We start from the raw sequence: 13239 nt of genomic DNA on the forward strand, positions 1-13239 counted from the left end.
TGTAATAGGTGAGTAGTTAAGTTAGGAGTCATCCATGGACAATAATCCGCATTTAGTGTTTGTATATGGCACGTTGCGCCAAGGCGAAGTAAACCATGATTTGTTGGCTTCTAGCGAGTTTATTGGTGGCCACGTGACTGAGCCCAAGTTTGAACTTCAAGACCTAGGAGAGTATCCGGGGCTAATTTCGGGCTCAAGTTCTATCGTCGGAGAAGTCTACCGAATCGATGAACAGACACTGGCCAAACTCGATATATTGGAAGATGTGCCTATTGAGTATCGTCGTGAAGTCATCGATACCCCTTATGGCCCTGCGTACTACTACATCTACCAAGGCCAAGTTCAAGGACGAGATATTGATGGTGGCGACTGGTTCTCGCGGTTTGGTTAAGTGCTTCGTGTAAAATGAGTGTCTAATGATGGAACATTAAAATGCAGTGGCGCGAGCCTTTGGTCGTGTGAATAATCCTGCGTGGCTTCGATCGTCCACCCTAATTGATAATGCTCATTTAATGCATTCACTAGGTCAAAAAAGCTCCATTTATTATCAAAGTTACTATCAAAATGATGCAGTCCTTGCTGTGGCGTTTCGATTAGCTGAAATAACGCCTTGGCGGTGTCGGTCATTAAAGAGGTTGCTGGATACCAAAGAGTCGACGCCTGAACTTTCCCTGTTTCGTCTGCTTGCTTGTTGAGGATCTCGAGCATGTTGTTACCGCCCTGTGTAGGTGACCCTATTTGCCAGCCGATTCGAGCGATCATAGCCTCTGGGTTAGCGGCCCAAATCTCATCCTCGCAGCTCATTTTATATTGGCCATAGTCATCACGGCTGCTGCGCTCGTCGAAGATAGAGTAGGGGCCATTTCTGTTGCTATTAAACACCATGACAGTACTAGTAAAGACAAAGGGGATATCACGTGACTTGGCGGTTTGCGCTAAAAAACCGGCCCAATTTGGGCTTCCCATCGCCAAGTGGCAGATTGCATCGATGTTAAGAGTATCTACAAAAGCTTGTGACTTTTGAGCATCTTGTGGATCGATTGTGTGGTGATCCCATTCAACTACTTGCCATTGTTGCTCAGCGAAATATTTCACCACGATGGGAGCAAGTGTCCCACTCATCCCTGTCATTAAAAGCTTTTTCATCGAAGATTCACTTGTCCTGGTGATGACTTTATTAAAAGGCACATTGCTCTTTCAATACGTTTAATACCAATCGAAGTCATTAACTGGTCAGAAAATTGCGACGGAAAAATCGCTGAGAACAAGGCAAAGATTTTGTAGATAGTTGTTCTAAAAATCTTTAACGCCGTTATCAGTGATTTTAACGAGCAAGAATGATCAGGTAATTGCTTTGGTTGGTATAAATACAGCCTAACGGTCGCAACGCCAAATGAATGCGAAGTGCTTCACATCAAAACTGATCGATGCAAGCGTACAATGAGTAATAGTGAACATAAGCATTAAAATTTTTGAAAACCAAGGAGCTAGGTATGTGGAAGAGATTGTCTCTATGCGTTGTTGCCTGCTGCGCATTTTTGTTGAGTGGCTGCGTGAGCGTGCCTAACGGTGTGACACCAGTAAAAAACTTCGATTTGGAGCGCTACCTAGGCACTTGGTATGAAATCGCGCGATTGGATCACAGCTTTGAACGCGGTATGGAGCAAGTTACTGCGACCTATTCATTGCGAGAGGATGGGAGCGTTACGGTTGCAAATAGAGGATTTGTCACTGACGACGCACAGTGGGAAGACGCCAATGGAGTGGCAAAATTTACCAATGAAGAAGATGAAGGTCATTTAAAAGTGTCTTTCTTTGGCCCTTTTTATGCGTCTTACGTTATTTTTGAGCTCGACAATGAAGAGTATAACTACGCTTTCGTCACTGGTCCAAATAGGGATTATTTGTGGTTTTTGTCTCGCACGCCAGAGGTGGATGAAGCACTGAAACAAAGATTTTTAGATAAGATTGAGCAATTAAATTTTGACACAAACGAGTTGATTTGGGTCGCGCAAAAGTAAGGGATAAATACCCGGCCTAGGGAAGGGCGTTCGCCTAGGCCGGAGTCGAGAGTTTACTGCTCAGGAAAATCCTTTAGAAACTGCTCTAGTTTTTCTACCATGTTGCTTGAACCGACAAAGAAAGGCACACGTTGGTGCAGTTCGGTTGGTTTAAGTTCCATGATGCGAGTGTTACCGTCTGAAGCCAAGCCACCAGCTTGCTCAATCAAAAAGGCCATTGGGTTACACTCGTATAAGAGGCGAAGTTTCCCGTTAGGGTAACTTGCCGTACTTGGGTAAAGGTAGAGACCACCTTTAAGCAAGTTACGGTGAAAGTCTGCAACGAGTGAGCCAATATAGCGAGAGGTGTATGGACGACCATCTTCAGGTTCGTTCTCTTGGCAGTACTTAATGTATTTTTTTACGCCAACTGGGAATTTGATGTAGTTCCCTTCGTTTACAGAATAGATATTGCCATCTTTTGGAATCATCATGCTTTCGTGAGAAAGGCAGAACACACCGATTGATGGGTCGTAGGTAAAGCCGTGAACGCCGTTACCTGTAGTGTAGACCAACATAGTTGAAGAGCCGTAGATTACGTAACCTGCGGCAACTTGTTCGGTACCAGGTTGTAAGAAGTCTTCTTCAGTTGGTGGAGTGCCAACTGGAGAGATACGGCGATATATTGAGAATATGGTGCCCACTGAAACATTCACATCGATGTTCGATGAGCCATCTAATGGATCCATTAATACAACGTATTTAGCGTTGGCATTGCTATCACGGTCGAAATAGACGGCTTCGTCTTCTTCTTCACTGGCGATACCACAGACTTGTCCACGAGCTTCTAATGCAGCTTTAAACTTATCGTTCGCGTATAGATCAAGTTTCTGTTGAGCTTCACCTTGTACATTTTCACTGCCGACTGCACCGGTAATATCGGCGAGACCAGCTTTATTAATCTCTCTGTTTACGACTTTTGCAGCGAGACGAATCGATGCAAAAAGTGAGGACAGTTCACCTGTGGCGTGGGGGAAATCTTGTTGTTTCTCTACCACGAACTCTCCGAGAGTGCGCATATTGGGCATAATTGTTCCTTAAGTCATACTTAGGTAGGGGGAATACACCTGTCTTCTATGAGACTTTACGGTGTTAGTTTAATCATAGGCGGTGAAACTTTTTAATGGTAATGAAGAAACTGGCAATCGCAGCTAGATTGTGAATTATATGTCAAAGTTTGTAAAAATGAGATCTGGCAATAGGTTAAAGTAGGTTCAATGAGTGAGGAGTTTGGTGTTCAGCATGATTTTAAACAATTGGTATGACCACGTGAGACAGCGATGAAGGATGAAACAAATCGTTTTAAACAACTGGTCAGCTCGATGTCGCAAACGAGTCATTTGTCGCTGAGTGAACAGTTGCAGCAGCTGTGCCGTGAGCGCTGGGTAATCGCCATTCAAACCCCTACTGTGGACTCTGCAGTGGCAGACGAAAGCATTTTTAAACAATGTATAGATTTGTTGGATTATTGTGGCTACCACCCAAGCTTTGCTTGGCTTACTCAGTCTGGTCCAAATGTTCGTATGATTGAACGCACACAATCCCCATTTCTTGTGATGCACTTGCCAACAGAGATCGATTCGGTAAGCGCGCGTGGTCTAACCATTCATACTTTATTGCGTTGCACTTATCAGCCGATGCATCTGTCGGGTGCTGTTCTTGATTCGTTGGCTAAAGTGGTGGTTTGGAATGATGACGACTGGGCGCAGCACCATTTCAAAACGACAGAAAGCATTTCGCAATTCACCTCAATAGCGCATAATGCTGCTACCTTGTTAAGTGAGAGTTCGTTAACGGAGTCGCAGCGTTTCATTGCCAGCACAGCGCTTCATATAGGCGTGTTAGAATCCGTCAGTCACTCTTTTTTTAGCCAATATACGTCTATTCAAGATAGTTAATCAGTTTGAGAATCAATATGAGCGGTAACCAATCTCAGTACAGTCATCACGACAAACGGATCACCTTAGCCTTTACTGGCGCATCAGGCGCACCTTACGGTCTGACCTTGCTCGGTTCTTTGCTGGCGGCTGATTATCAGGTTTTTTTGCTCGTTTCTTCGGCAGCACGTGTTGTGTTGGCCACCGAAGAAGGCTTGAAGCTTCCTAGTGGGCCCGATGCAGCTCATAAACAGTTGGTTGAAATGTTCGACTGCGATCCAGAAAAGTTGGTGGTGTGTGGAAAGGAAGACTGGTTCTCCCCAGTTGCTTCTGGTTCTGCTGCTCCTAAACAGATGATCGTGTGCCCCTGCTCAACGGGCAGCGTCGCAGCCATCGCGCATGGTATGTCCGACAACCTCATCGAACGCGCAGCCGATGTCGTCTTAAAAGAGCGTGGTCAACTGCTATTGGTGGTACGCGAGACGCCGTTTTCTACCTTGCATCTTGAGAACATGCACAAGCTGTCAGCGATGGGGGTTACTATCATGCCAGCTGCCCCAGGTTTTTATCATCAGCCGCAATCAATACAAGATCTGGTCGATTTTATGGTGGCAAGGATTTTGGACCACATTGGATTGGATCAAAAATTGGTGAACCGTTGGGGCTATGACCAGCGATAGAGCCACTTGCGTATACCGAGTGTTAATTTACACGTTAAAACTAGGCAAATGTTTCATTTCCCTTTACAATTTCGCTTCACTCAACGGGGAGCTGTTGTAAGTTACTGGGTCTAATGCCGGTATACTTATGTTCGGCTGAGATCAACCTTGGAACCCGTCGACCTGAACCAGATAATACTGGCGTAGGAATTGAGCACTAACATTCATGGAACGAAACCCTCTGGATACACTCAAGCCTGTGCCGCTCATTTCATGGAGAGCGAGCGATGACTTTAACAAAACCTTTACTATTGACCACTCTGGTTGCTGCAGCATTTAGTGCAAACGCAGCTGACACATTAACGGTTTATACCTATGATTCTTTTGCCGCTGAGTGGGGCCCAGGCCCTGCTATAGAGCAAGCATTCGAAGCTCAATGCAACTGCGATCTAAACTTTGTCGCACTAGATGATGGCGTCTCAATACTCAATCGTATTCGCCTTGAAGGGAAAAACACTAAAGCCGATGTCGTACTAGGCCTAGACAATAATCTTGTAGCTGAAGCCAAACAAACGGGTGCATTCGGTGCGCACAATGCGAACCTAAGTAACCTTACTCTCCCAGGCGGTTGGGAAGATGATATTTTCGTCCCTTTTGATTACGGGTATTTCGCGTTCGTTTACAACACAGAAACGGTAACCAACCCACCTAAAAGCTTGAAAGAACTGGTAGAGCGACGTGATGACCTCACAGTTATCTACCAAGATCCACGGACTTCAACGCCGGGTCAAGGTTTGATGCTTTGGATGAAGTCAGTCTACGGCGACGAAGCACCACAAGCTTGGCAGAAGTTGGCTCAAAAGACGGTGACTGTGACAAAAGGCTGGTCTGAAGCGTACTCGATGTTCTTAGAAGGTGAGTCGGACTTGGTGTTGTCTTATACAACGTCACCGGCGTATCACGCCATTGCTGAAGGTGATTCTAAGTATGCCGCAGCTGATTTTAGTGAAGGGCACTACCTACAAGTGGAAGTGGCAGCCAAAGTAAACACTACGTCAAATCCTGAGCTAGCAGAGCAGTTTTTACAGTTTATATCCAGCGATGAGTTTCAGAGCGTGATCCCTACAGGTAACTGGATGTACCCAGTGACCAACGTACAGCAACCTGAAGGGTTCGCTGACTTAACCATGCCAAGCCGCACACTAGAGTTTTCTGCCAATGACGTTGCCCAGCAACGTAAAAGCTGGATCCGTGAGTGGCAAACAGCACTAACACAATAACACCATTATGCCGGCTGTAGAGAGTACTCATACAGGGTCGACAAGCTGGCGATTTAAACCGTCACGGGCTGGGGTGAGTATCGCTGTGATACTCACCCTATTCGTTGGTGGATGCTTATTGAGTTTACTTTCCTTTAGCGGTGACTCGCCCATTACAGGGCTACTTATGGTGATTAACGATCCCTATTACCGACATGTCACCCAGTTCAGTTTTTCCCAAGCGCTGCTTTCGACTCTACTTAGCGTAGGGTTGGCTATCCCCTTGTCTGTCGCGATGTATCGAAGGCAGTTTTTTGGAAAAGCATGGCTGACCAAAATATTTTCAGTCACGTTAGTGTTACCGGTGTTGGTCGCAGTGTTTGGTATTGTTGCCATATATGGAAATAGTGGGCTGCTGGCAAAGCTTGCCGCTTATTTAGGAACCCAGCTACCTTATTCTCTATATGGCCTTAATGGGATAGTGTTGGCTCACCTGTTTTTTAATTTGCCGTACGCGACTCGATTATTATTGCGCTCTCTGGAGTCTATTCCTGTCGCACAGCACCATTTAAGTACCATGCTGGGCATGACACCTTGGCAAAAATTTTGCCGTGTCGAATGGCCAAGGCTCAAGCAGCAGCTTCCTCACTGTGCAGGGTTGGTATTTATGCTCTGCTTCACCAGCTTTGCCACGGTAATGGCACTGGGGGGAGGACCAAAGGCAACAACAATTGAACTTGCCATTTATCAAGCGATTAAGTTTGACTTTGACCTACAGGTCGGCGCTGTATTGGCGCTTTGGCAAATGATGTTGTGCGGCACGCTTGTGTTGGTGATACATCAACTCACCCAGCAACCGCCCGTTGGTGCGATGGAGTATCAACCACTGCCAAAAATAAAGCGGGACAGCACATCGGCTAGGTTTGCTGATTCGTTAATTATTGTGTTTGCGATCTTATTAGTGATCCCACCACTTTTTATGGTTGTATTCAGTGGTTTATCAGGGAGTCTTGAAGCCACGCTGACATCATCAACCTTCTGGATAGCTACGTTTCACTCCTTAGCTATTGCCAGTTGCTCTGCCATCATTGCTTTGGTAATGGCCTATTTGATAGTGAATAGCGCGCGTCAATATCGCTATCAACGTCAAACACTTAAGGCATCGGGACTGGAAGTTATCGGTTCACTTGCGTTGGTCACACCTGGGTTGGTACTGAGCACAGGGTTATTTCTATGGCTAAGAACCTGGGGTGACGCTTATCAATTTGCCTTTGCGGTTGTGGTGTTAGTGAACAGCATGATGGCACTGCCGTTTGCCATTAAGAGCTTGTCACAAGCAATGGATAACCACTTTAGCCATTATCACACTATGTCGTTAATGCTTGGCATGCGCGGTTCTACGCGGTTTCGTTGGGTCGATTTTGCGGGATTAAAGTCTGTTTTCTTACACGCGTTTGCGGTGAGTTTTTTACTATCGCTAGGCGATCTTAGTGCGATTGCGCTGTTTGGAAGCCAAGATTTCACCACCTTACCTCTCTACCTTTTACAATTGTTAGGAAGCTATCAAATGGACGCTGCCGCGACCGTTTCATTGTGGTTATTTATCATTAGCATGCTTTTGCTTGCGCTCGCAGACCAGTCAAAGGTGAACTATGACTAGCCATCTTTCTAAAAACACACCTACGTTAAGTACTGAACCCCAAGGTCTTGAACCGCGCCTTGACTCAAGGCGTGATGTGACTAAAGAGCATGCTTTAGTTATTGAGAGACTTTCATTTGAATATAGCGATCAGTGCTTTGAGTTCACCCTCGAAGTGGATCAAGGAGATACACTTGCACTGATTGGTCCGAGTGGCGCGGGTAAATCGACATTGCTTCATATGATTGCCGGGCTAACTCCACCCAGTGCAGGCCAGTTAGCGTTTGACGGCAAGAGCTTAATTTCGCTGGCACCTTATCAGCGTCCAATAAGTATGTTGTTTCAAGACAATAATCTCTTTTCACACCTTACCGTTGAGCAAAACATCGGGTTAGCGGTAAACCCCAGCCTGAAGTTAACTGAGGCAGAAAAACAGGTTGTTCGTCAAGTAGCCAGTGATGTTGGTTTGGCAGGTAAGCTTAACCAAATGCCGTTAGCACTGTCCGGTGGACAGCGACAGCGTGTAGCATTGGCAAGATGTTGTGCGCAAAGAAAGCCGCTTTGGTTGCTTGATGAACCTTTTTCTGCGTTAGACCCCGAGTTGCGCTTAGAAATGCTATCGTTGGTGAAACAGTTGGCAAATCAGCACAATCTCACCGTAATAATGGTGACCCATCAAGTGAGCGATGCACTGCGTATAGCGGATAGTTTTGGTTACGTTGAACAGGGCAATCTGTGCTACAGCGGTTCAATTGAACAGCTTAAGCAGCTTAAAGAAAGTTCGACGATGCGTTCAACACAGTCGTTAGAGCGCTTTCTCGCGTCATCTTCATAATCGAGACAGTTTTACTGTTTCGGCCTACAAAAAACAGAGTGATAATTTCGTCAGTGTAACGCTATGAATTTCATAGAGGGATGCGTACAATCGCTCCTTTTTGAAAGTAGGTGTGTTGCGACTGCATATACAGCAAAGCGCGCAATTAACATCTACTATTTAGCATAGAGCAGCAATTTAGAAAGGGTGAATGCAGCATGACATTTGCGATTGGTCAGCGTTGGATCAGCGACACAGAAAGTGATTTAGGGTTAGGGACAGTAGTAGCGGTCGATGAAAGAACAGTGACACTGATGTTTCCTGCCGGAGAAGAAGAGCGTGTGTACGCACAAAAAGATGCGCCAATTACCCGTGTTGTGTTTAATGTCGGTGATCAAGTTGAATCCCAAGAAGGGTGGATGCTCACTGTCGAAGACCTTTCCGTCGATCAAGGTGTTGTCACCTACACCGGCGCTCGTTCTGACACTGAAGAGTCAGATGTTCGTTTACGCGAAATCTTTCTAAGCCACACCATTCGATTTAATAAACCACAAGACAAGTTGTTTGCAGGTCAGATTGATCGCATGGACAACTTTGTATTGCGTTATCGAGCGTTGACTCATCAGTATCAACAACACAAGAGTCCACTGCGTGGATTGTGTGGGGTTCGTGCTGGCCTGATACCGCATCAGCTTTATATTGCCCGTGAAGTGGGCAGTCGTTTTGCCCCGCGAGTATTGCTTGCCGATGAAGTTGGCCTAGGTAAAACCATTGAAGCGGGCATGATATTGCACCAACAGGTTTTATCGGGTCGTGCCGAGCGTATCCTTATTGTGGTACCTGAAACGCTACAGCATCAATGGCTTGTCGAAATGATGCGCAGATTTAATTTGTATTTTTCTATCTTTGACGAAGAGCGATGCCTTGAAGCTCAGCAAGAGGTTGCCAATCCTTTTGAGTCGCAGCAGTTGGTTTTGTGCTCACTGGATTTCTTGAAAAAAAGTGAAAAACGACAGGCACAAGTTGCCGAGGCTCATTGGGACGTGCTGGTAGTGGACGAAGCGCACCACTTAGAGTGGAGCGTTGATGCACCAAGCCGCGAATATCAATTGATCGAGTCTATCGCGAGACAGGTCGCCGGTGTGCTTCTATTAACTGCAACCCCAGAGCAGCTTGGGCGCGAAAGCCATTTCGCCCGATTGCGTCTTCTTGATCCGGATAGATTTTACGACTATCAAAGCTTTGTTGACGAAGAGGCCCAATACGAGCCTGTGGCGAATGCGGTTAGCCAACTGGTGAGTGGTCAGCCGCTTACCGATGAAGAAAAAAATCAAATTGGTGACCTCCTTAGCGAGCAAGATGTAGAGCCGATGTTCAACGCCATTGAGTCAGCTAGCGCGCAAGAAGAGCGAGACTTTGCTAGAGATGAGTTGGTGACAAACTTAATGGACCGACACGGTACGGGTCGAGTTTTATTTCGAAATACGCGTTCAGCCATCTCAGGCTTCCCAGTACGTAATACTCACATTATGCAGATGCCAATGCCTGAACAATATCAGCGCGCTTTGAAGGTAAATGCAATGCTGTCTACGGATCTTCCACAAGAGCTATTGGCGAAGAAAAACTTGTACCCAGAGCAAGTATTCCAAGAGCTAGGGGACAGCAGTAATTGGTGGCAATTTGACTCTCGCGTCGATTGGTTAATTGAGAAAGTGAAGGATAAGCGTTCGGCTAAGATTTTGGTCATTGCTTCACGTTCTCATACTGCGCTGCAGTTAGAGCAAGCTTTGCGTGAGCGAGAAGGCATTCGCGCAACGGTATTCCATGAAGGTATGTCGATCATCGAACGCGATAAAGCGGCGGCCTACTTTGCACAAGAAGAAGGTGGGGCGCAGGTTCTGATCTGCTCCGAAATAGGCTCAGAAGGGCGAAACTTCCAATTTGCAAACCAATTGGTGATGTTTGATCTGCCGTTTAACCCTGATTTACTCGAGCAAAGAATTGGCCGCCTTGACCGCATTGGGCAGCAAAATGACATCGACATTTATGTGCCTTGTCTTGAGGGTTCGTCGCAGTCTATTTTGGCCCAGTGGTATCACAATGGCTTGAATGCTTTTTCTGAAACCTGCCCAACGGGCCGCACAGTTTATGAAGCGTTTTCACAGCAATTAATTGAGATGTTAGCCACCGGTGATCATAGTCAACTGGACGATGTCGTAGAGCAATCCAAAGCGCTTAACACCCGTCTAAAGTCCGACCTTGAGCAAGGGCGAGATCGACTACTCGAAATGCACTCTAATGGCGGTGACGCATCGGTTGAGCTAGCAAACGATATTGCGCAGCGTGATGGCGATATCGCTTTGGTTACTTTTGCACTCAGTCTATTTGATGCAGTAGGTCTTAACCAAGAAGACAAAGGTGACAATGCACTTATTGTGACTCCGGCTGAGCACATGATGGTATCGACTTACCCGGGTCTACCGTTTGATGGCGCCACCATCACCTTTGATCGTGATGTGGCTTTGTCTCGCGAAGACATTCAATTTATGTCTTGGGAGCACCCAATGATCCAAGGTGGCATTGAGCTTCTATTTAGTGAAGGTGTTGGTACCAGCGCACTGTCACTGCTAAAAAATAAAGCATTACCTGTCGGTACATTGTTGTTGGAACTGGTTTATGTGGTTGATGCACAAGCACCTAAATCCAGCGGCATTAATCGCTATTTGCCACATACCCCTATCCGCGTCTTAATGGATGCGAAAGGTAATGATCTTTCAGCTCAAGTCGAATTTGAAAGCTTTAACCGCCAGTTAAGCCCTGTGAATAGGCATATGGCAAATAAACTGGTGACGTCTGTTCAGACTGAAATCAATCAATTGATCAATAGAAGTGAGCCGGTCGCAGAACAACAGCTTATAAAAGTGAAACAGCAAGCCCATCAAGAAATGACCGTATCGCTGACCGCAGAGCTAGAGAGACTGCAAGCACTTAAAGCGGTGAACCCGAATATTCGAGATCAAGAAATTGAAGCGTTGGAACAGCAAATTGCTACGCTAGACGACTATATATCTCGAGCGCAGGTGCAACTTGATTCTTTACGTGTGATTGTCGTATCACACAACTAATTGGCAGCATGTAGGAGTTGTTATGGCGATGGAAGCCTACCACCCGCCGATAGAACCATGGGTGGATATTGTGTACCAAGATGAGCATATACTGGTGGCTGACAAGCCACCAGGGCTTCTGTCGGTACCTGGACGTTTGCCAGAACATTACGACAGTTTGTGGAGTCGCCTTGTAGAGCAGTACCCAGATATTCAAGTGGTGCACAGGCTTGATATGGCGACTTCCGGACTGATGTTGTTTGCGCTAACCAAAGACGCTGAGCGTCATCTTAAAAAACAGTTTCAGTATCGCTTAACCCATAAAGTTTACTATGCACGCATTTGGGGCTGTCTGGAAGAAAAAGAGGGTATCATCGATCTACCGTTGATTTGTGATTGGCCTAATCGACCTCGACAGAAAGTGTGTAATCAGGATGGTAAGCACGCGATCACCGATTACCAGAAAGTAGTGTGTGAAGAAAAAACCAGTTTGGTGCGACTACTCCCAGTGACAGGGCGTTCACATCAGTTGCGTGTGCACATGAGTGAAATTGGGCATCCTATTGTGGGGGATGAGTTTTATGCGACCGATGAGGCGCTGCAATTTTCGCAACGATTACAACTTCACAGCACCGAGCTCAGTTTTTACCATCCAGAAAACGATGAACTAGCGTCCATATTTGTACCTTGTCCATTTTATCCTGGGCTGGCTCCGGTGGTACTTGATCACTACCAAGCGCCACAAACATTGCCAGATTACAAGACTTTACCAAAACACTAGCTTAGGATAGTAGGGGCAGCAACACACGACCAAGGAGTGCATGTGGCCCCGCTATCAATTGTTTACCTAGACAGTGCAACTATCCCCTCGCACATTACGATTCCAACACCGAGTTTTCCGCATCATTGGACGGATCACCCCCAGACAAACGCTGAGCAACTCGATGAACGATTAACTGGGCAGCACATTGTCATCACCAATAAAGTCGTGCTTGATGCCGCCATATTGGAAAAGCACCCTCAGATAAAATTAATCGCCATTTCTGCCACCGGCACCAATAATGTTGACCTCACCTATTGCAAGCAACAAGGTATTCGTGTGTGCAATATTCAGGGGTACGCGACACGTTCGGTCCCTGAACATGTGATAGCTATGATGTTTGCTTTAAGACGTAACTTACGCGGCTATCAGCAAGATATCGAGCAAGGGGAGTGGCAGCGTCAGAATCAGTTTTGTTTTTTCACTCACCCAATTCAGGACATTGAGGGGAGTCAACTGGGCATCATTGGATCAGGCGCGCTTGGACAAGCACTTGCTGATAAAGCTCAAGCATTAGGCATGAACGTGGTGTTTTCCGACAGAAAGGGCGCTTCTTCTCTCCGCCCTGGATACCAAGATTTCGAAACAGTGCTACGTGAATCTGACGTAATTTCTCTAAACTGTCCGCTCAACTCGAACACCAAGAATTTGATTTCTTCGACTGAGCTATCGATGATGAAATCAAGCAGTGTATTAATCAATACGGCTCGTGGTGGAGTGGTGGATGAGCAGGCGCTCGTCGATGCGCTCAATAAAAAACAAATTTCTGGGGCGGCGAGCGATGTGTTTATTGAAGAGCCAGCCCCTCTAGATAATCCATTAATGCTCAATGCCCACTTGCCCAACTTAATACTCACACCACACGTGGCTTGGGGCAGTGATTCAGCCATCACTAAGCTGGTGCAAATATTGATAGATAATCTCAATGCATTCGTGGATGGCGAGCCAACAAATGTGGTGATCTAGAGTTAATTTGCGATAGGGGCGTGGCGAGCTAGGATATAAGT

At 46.3% G+C, this 13239-nt stretch carries 12 protein-coding genes and 1 riboswitch; of the genes, 10 read left to right on the forward strand and 2 right to left on the reverse strand.

Annotated features, from left to right (window positions below; all coding sequences use genetic code 11):
• Positions 1-34 precede the first annotated feature (34 nt).
• Positions 35-391 (forward strand): gamma-glutamylcyclotransferase family protein, encoded by a 357-nt coding sequence (locus JQC93_RS13045; protein WP_205158874.1) that lies wholly within the window; start codon positions 35-37, stop codon positions 389-391.
• Here the strand turns inward: JQC93_RS13045 and JQC93_RS13050 are convergent.
• Positions 388-1146, reverse strand: coding sequence for a sugar nucleotide-binding protein (locus tag JQC93_RS13050; protein WP_205158875.1), 759 nt, complete (start codon positions 1144-1146; stop codon positions 388-390). The two genes, JQC93_RS13045 and JQC93_RS13050, sit on opposite strands and share 4 nt — an antisense overlap.
• Before the next feature lie 347 nt (positions 1147-1493).
• Here JQC93_RS13050 and JQC93_RS13055 point away from each other — a divergent pair, with 347 nt between their 5' ends.
• Positions 1494-2021: a lipocalin family protein gene (locus JQC93_RS13055; protein ID WP_205158876.1), complete on the forward strand. Its 528-nt coding sequence runs from the start codon at positions 1494-1496 to the stop codon at positions 2019-2021.
• Positions 2022-2074: 53 nt separating this feature from the next.
• On the opposite strand, the gene fbp is transcribed toward JQC93_RS13055, so the two are convergent.
• A complete protein-coding gene (gene fbp / locus JQC93_RS13060; protein ID WP_205158877.1) occupies positions 2075-3088 on the reverse strand; it encodes a class 1 fructose-bisphosphatase in 1014 nt (337 codons plus the stop codon).
• Between the two features lie 252 nt (positions 3089-3340).
• On the opposite strand from fbp, the gene JQC93_RS13065 reads away from it, so the two are divergent.
• The 8 genes from JQC93_RS13065 to JQC93_RS13100 all read left to right on the forward strand — a co-directional run bounded on the left by JQC93_RS13065 (position 3341) and on the right by JQC93_RS13100 (position 13198).
• Positions 3341-3958: a hypothetical protein gene (locus JQC93_RS13065; RefSeq protein WP_205158878.1), complete on the forward strand. Its 618-nt coding sequence runs from the start codon at positions 3341-3343 to the stop codon at positions 3956-3958.
• Positions 3959-3975: 17 nt separating this feature from the next.
• Positions 3976-4617, forward strand: a complete 642-nt coding sequence (locus JQC93_RS13070) for a flavin prenyltransferase UbiX (RefSeq protein WP_205158879.1) — start codon at positions 3976-3978, stop codon at positions 4615-4617.
• A 74-nt stretch (positions 4618-4691) separates the two neighbouring features.
• Positions 4692-4823: riboswitch (TPP riboswitch) on the forward strand.
• Between the two features lie 60 nt (positions 4824-4883).
• Positions 4884-5876: a thiamine ABC transporter substrate binding subunit gene (gene thiB, locus JQC93_RS13075; RefSeq protein ID WP_205158880.1), complete on the forward strand. Its 993-nt coding sequence runs from the start codon at positions 4884-4886 to the stop codon at positions 5874-5876.
• Positions 5877-5883: 7 nt separating this feature from the next.
• Positions 5884-7515 carry a thiamine/thiamine pyrophosphate ABC transporter permease gene (thiP, locus tag JQC93_RS13080; protein ID WP_205158881.1) on the forward strand — a complete coding sequence of 544 codons (1632 nt, stop codon included), beginning with the start codon at positions 5884-5886 and terminating at the stop codon, positions 7513-7515.
• Positions 7508-8329 carry a thiamine ABC transporter ATP-binding protein gene (thiQ, locus tag JQC93_RS13085; protein WP_205158882.1) on the forward strand — a complete coding sequence of 274 codons (822 nt, stop codon included), beginning with the start codon at positions 7508-7510 and terminating at the stop codon, positions 8327-8329. The genes thiP and thiQ overlap by 8 nt, the downstream gene beginning before the upstream one ends.
• Positions 8330-8526: 197 nt before the next feature.
• Positions 8527-11433 carry an RNA polymerase-associated protein RapA gene (gene rapA / locus JQC93_RS13090; protein WP_205158883.1) on the forward strand — a complete coding sequence of 969 codons (2907 nt, stop codon included), beginning with the start codon at positions 8527-8529 and terminating at the stop codon, positions 11431-11433.
• Positions 11434-11455: 22 nt separating this feature from the next.
• A complete protein-coding gene (rluA, locus tag JQC93_RS13095; protein WP_205158884.1) occupies positions 11456-12193 on the forward strand; it encodes a bifunctional tRNA pseudouridine(32) synthase/23S rRNA pseudouridine(746) synthase RluA in 738 nt (245 codons plus the stop codon).
• Positions 12194-12235: 42 nt separating this feature from the next.
• Positions 12236-13198: a D-2-hydroxyacid dehydrogenase gene (locus JQC93_RS13100; RefSeq protein WP_205158885.1), complete on the forward strand. Its 963-nt coding sequence runs from the start codon at positions 12236-12238 to the stop codon at positions 13196-13198.
• The last annotated feature ends 41 nt before the right edge of the window (positions 13199-13239 follow it).

The sequence above is a fragment of the Vibrio ulleungensis genome (assembly GCF_016900875.1).
Taxonomy (GTDB): Bacteria; Pseudomonadota; Gammaproteobacteria; order Enterobacterales; family Vibrionaceae; genus Vibrio; species Vibrio ulleungensis.

Coding starts and splice junctions, on each gene's coding strand:
- JQC93_RS13045 (WP_205158874.1), top strand. CDS start 35: ATGGACAATAATCCGCATTTAGTGTTTGTATATGGCACGTTGCGCCAA.
- JQC93_RS13050 (WP_205158875.1), bottom strand. CDS start 1,146: ATGAAAAAGCTTTTAATGACAGGGATGAGTGGGACACTTGCTCCCATC.
- JQC93_RS13055 (WP_205158876.1), top strand. CDS start 1,494: ATGTGGAAGAGATTGTCTCTATGCGTTGTTGCCTGCTGCGCATTTTTG.
- fbp (WP_205158877.1), bottom strand. CDS start 3,088: ATGCCCAATATGCGCACTCTCGGAGAGTTCGTGGTAGAGAAACAACAA.
- JQC93_RS13065 (WP_205158878.1), top strand. CDS start 3,341: ATGAAGGATGAAACAAATCGTTTTAAACAACTGGTCAGCTCGATGTCG.
- JQC93_RS13070 (WP_205158879.1), top strand. CDS start 3,976: ATGAGCGGTAACCAATCTCAGTACAGTCATCACGACAAACGGATCACC.
- thiB (WP_205158880.1), top strand. CDS start 4,884: ATGACTTTAACAAAACCTTTACTATTGACCACTCTGGTTGCTGCAGCA.
- thiP (WP_205158881.1), top strand. CDS start 5,884: ATGCCGGCTGTAGAGAGTACTCATACAGGGTCGACAAGCTGGCGATTT.
- thiQ (WP_205158882.1), top strand. CDS start 7,508: ATGACTAGCCATCTTTCTAAAAACACACCTACGTTAAGTACTGAACCC.
- rapA (WP_205158883.1), top strand. CDS start 8,527: ATGACATTTGCGATTGGTCAGCGTTGGATCAGCGACACAGAAAGTGAT.
- rluA (WP_205158884.1), top strand. CDS start 11,456: ATGGCGATGGAAGCCTACCACCCGCCGATAGAACCATGGGTGGATATT.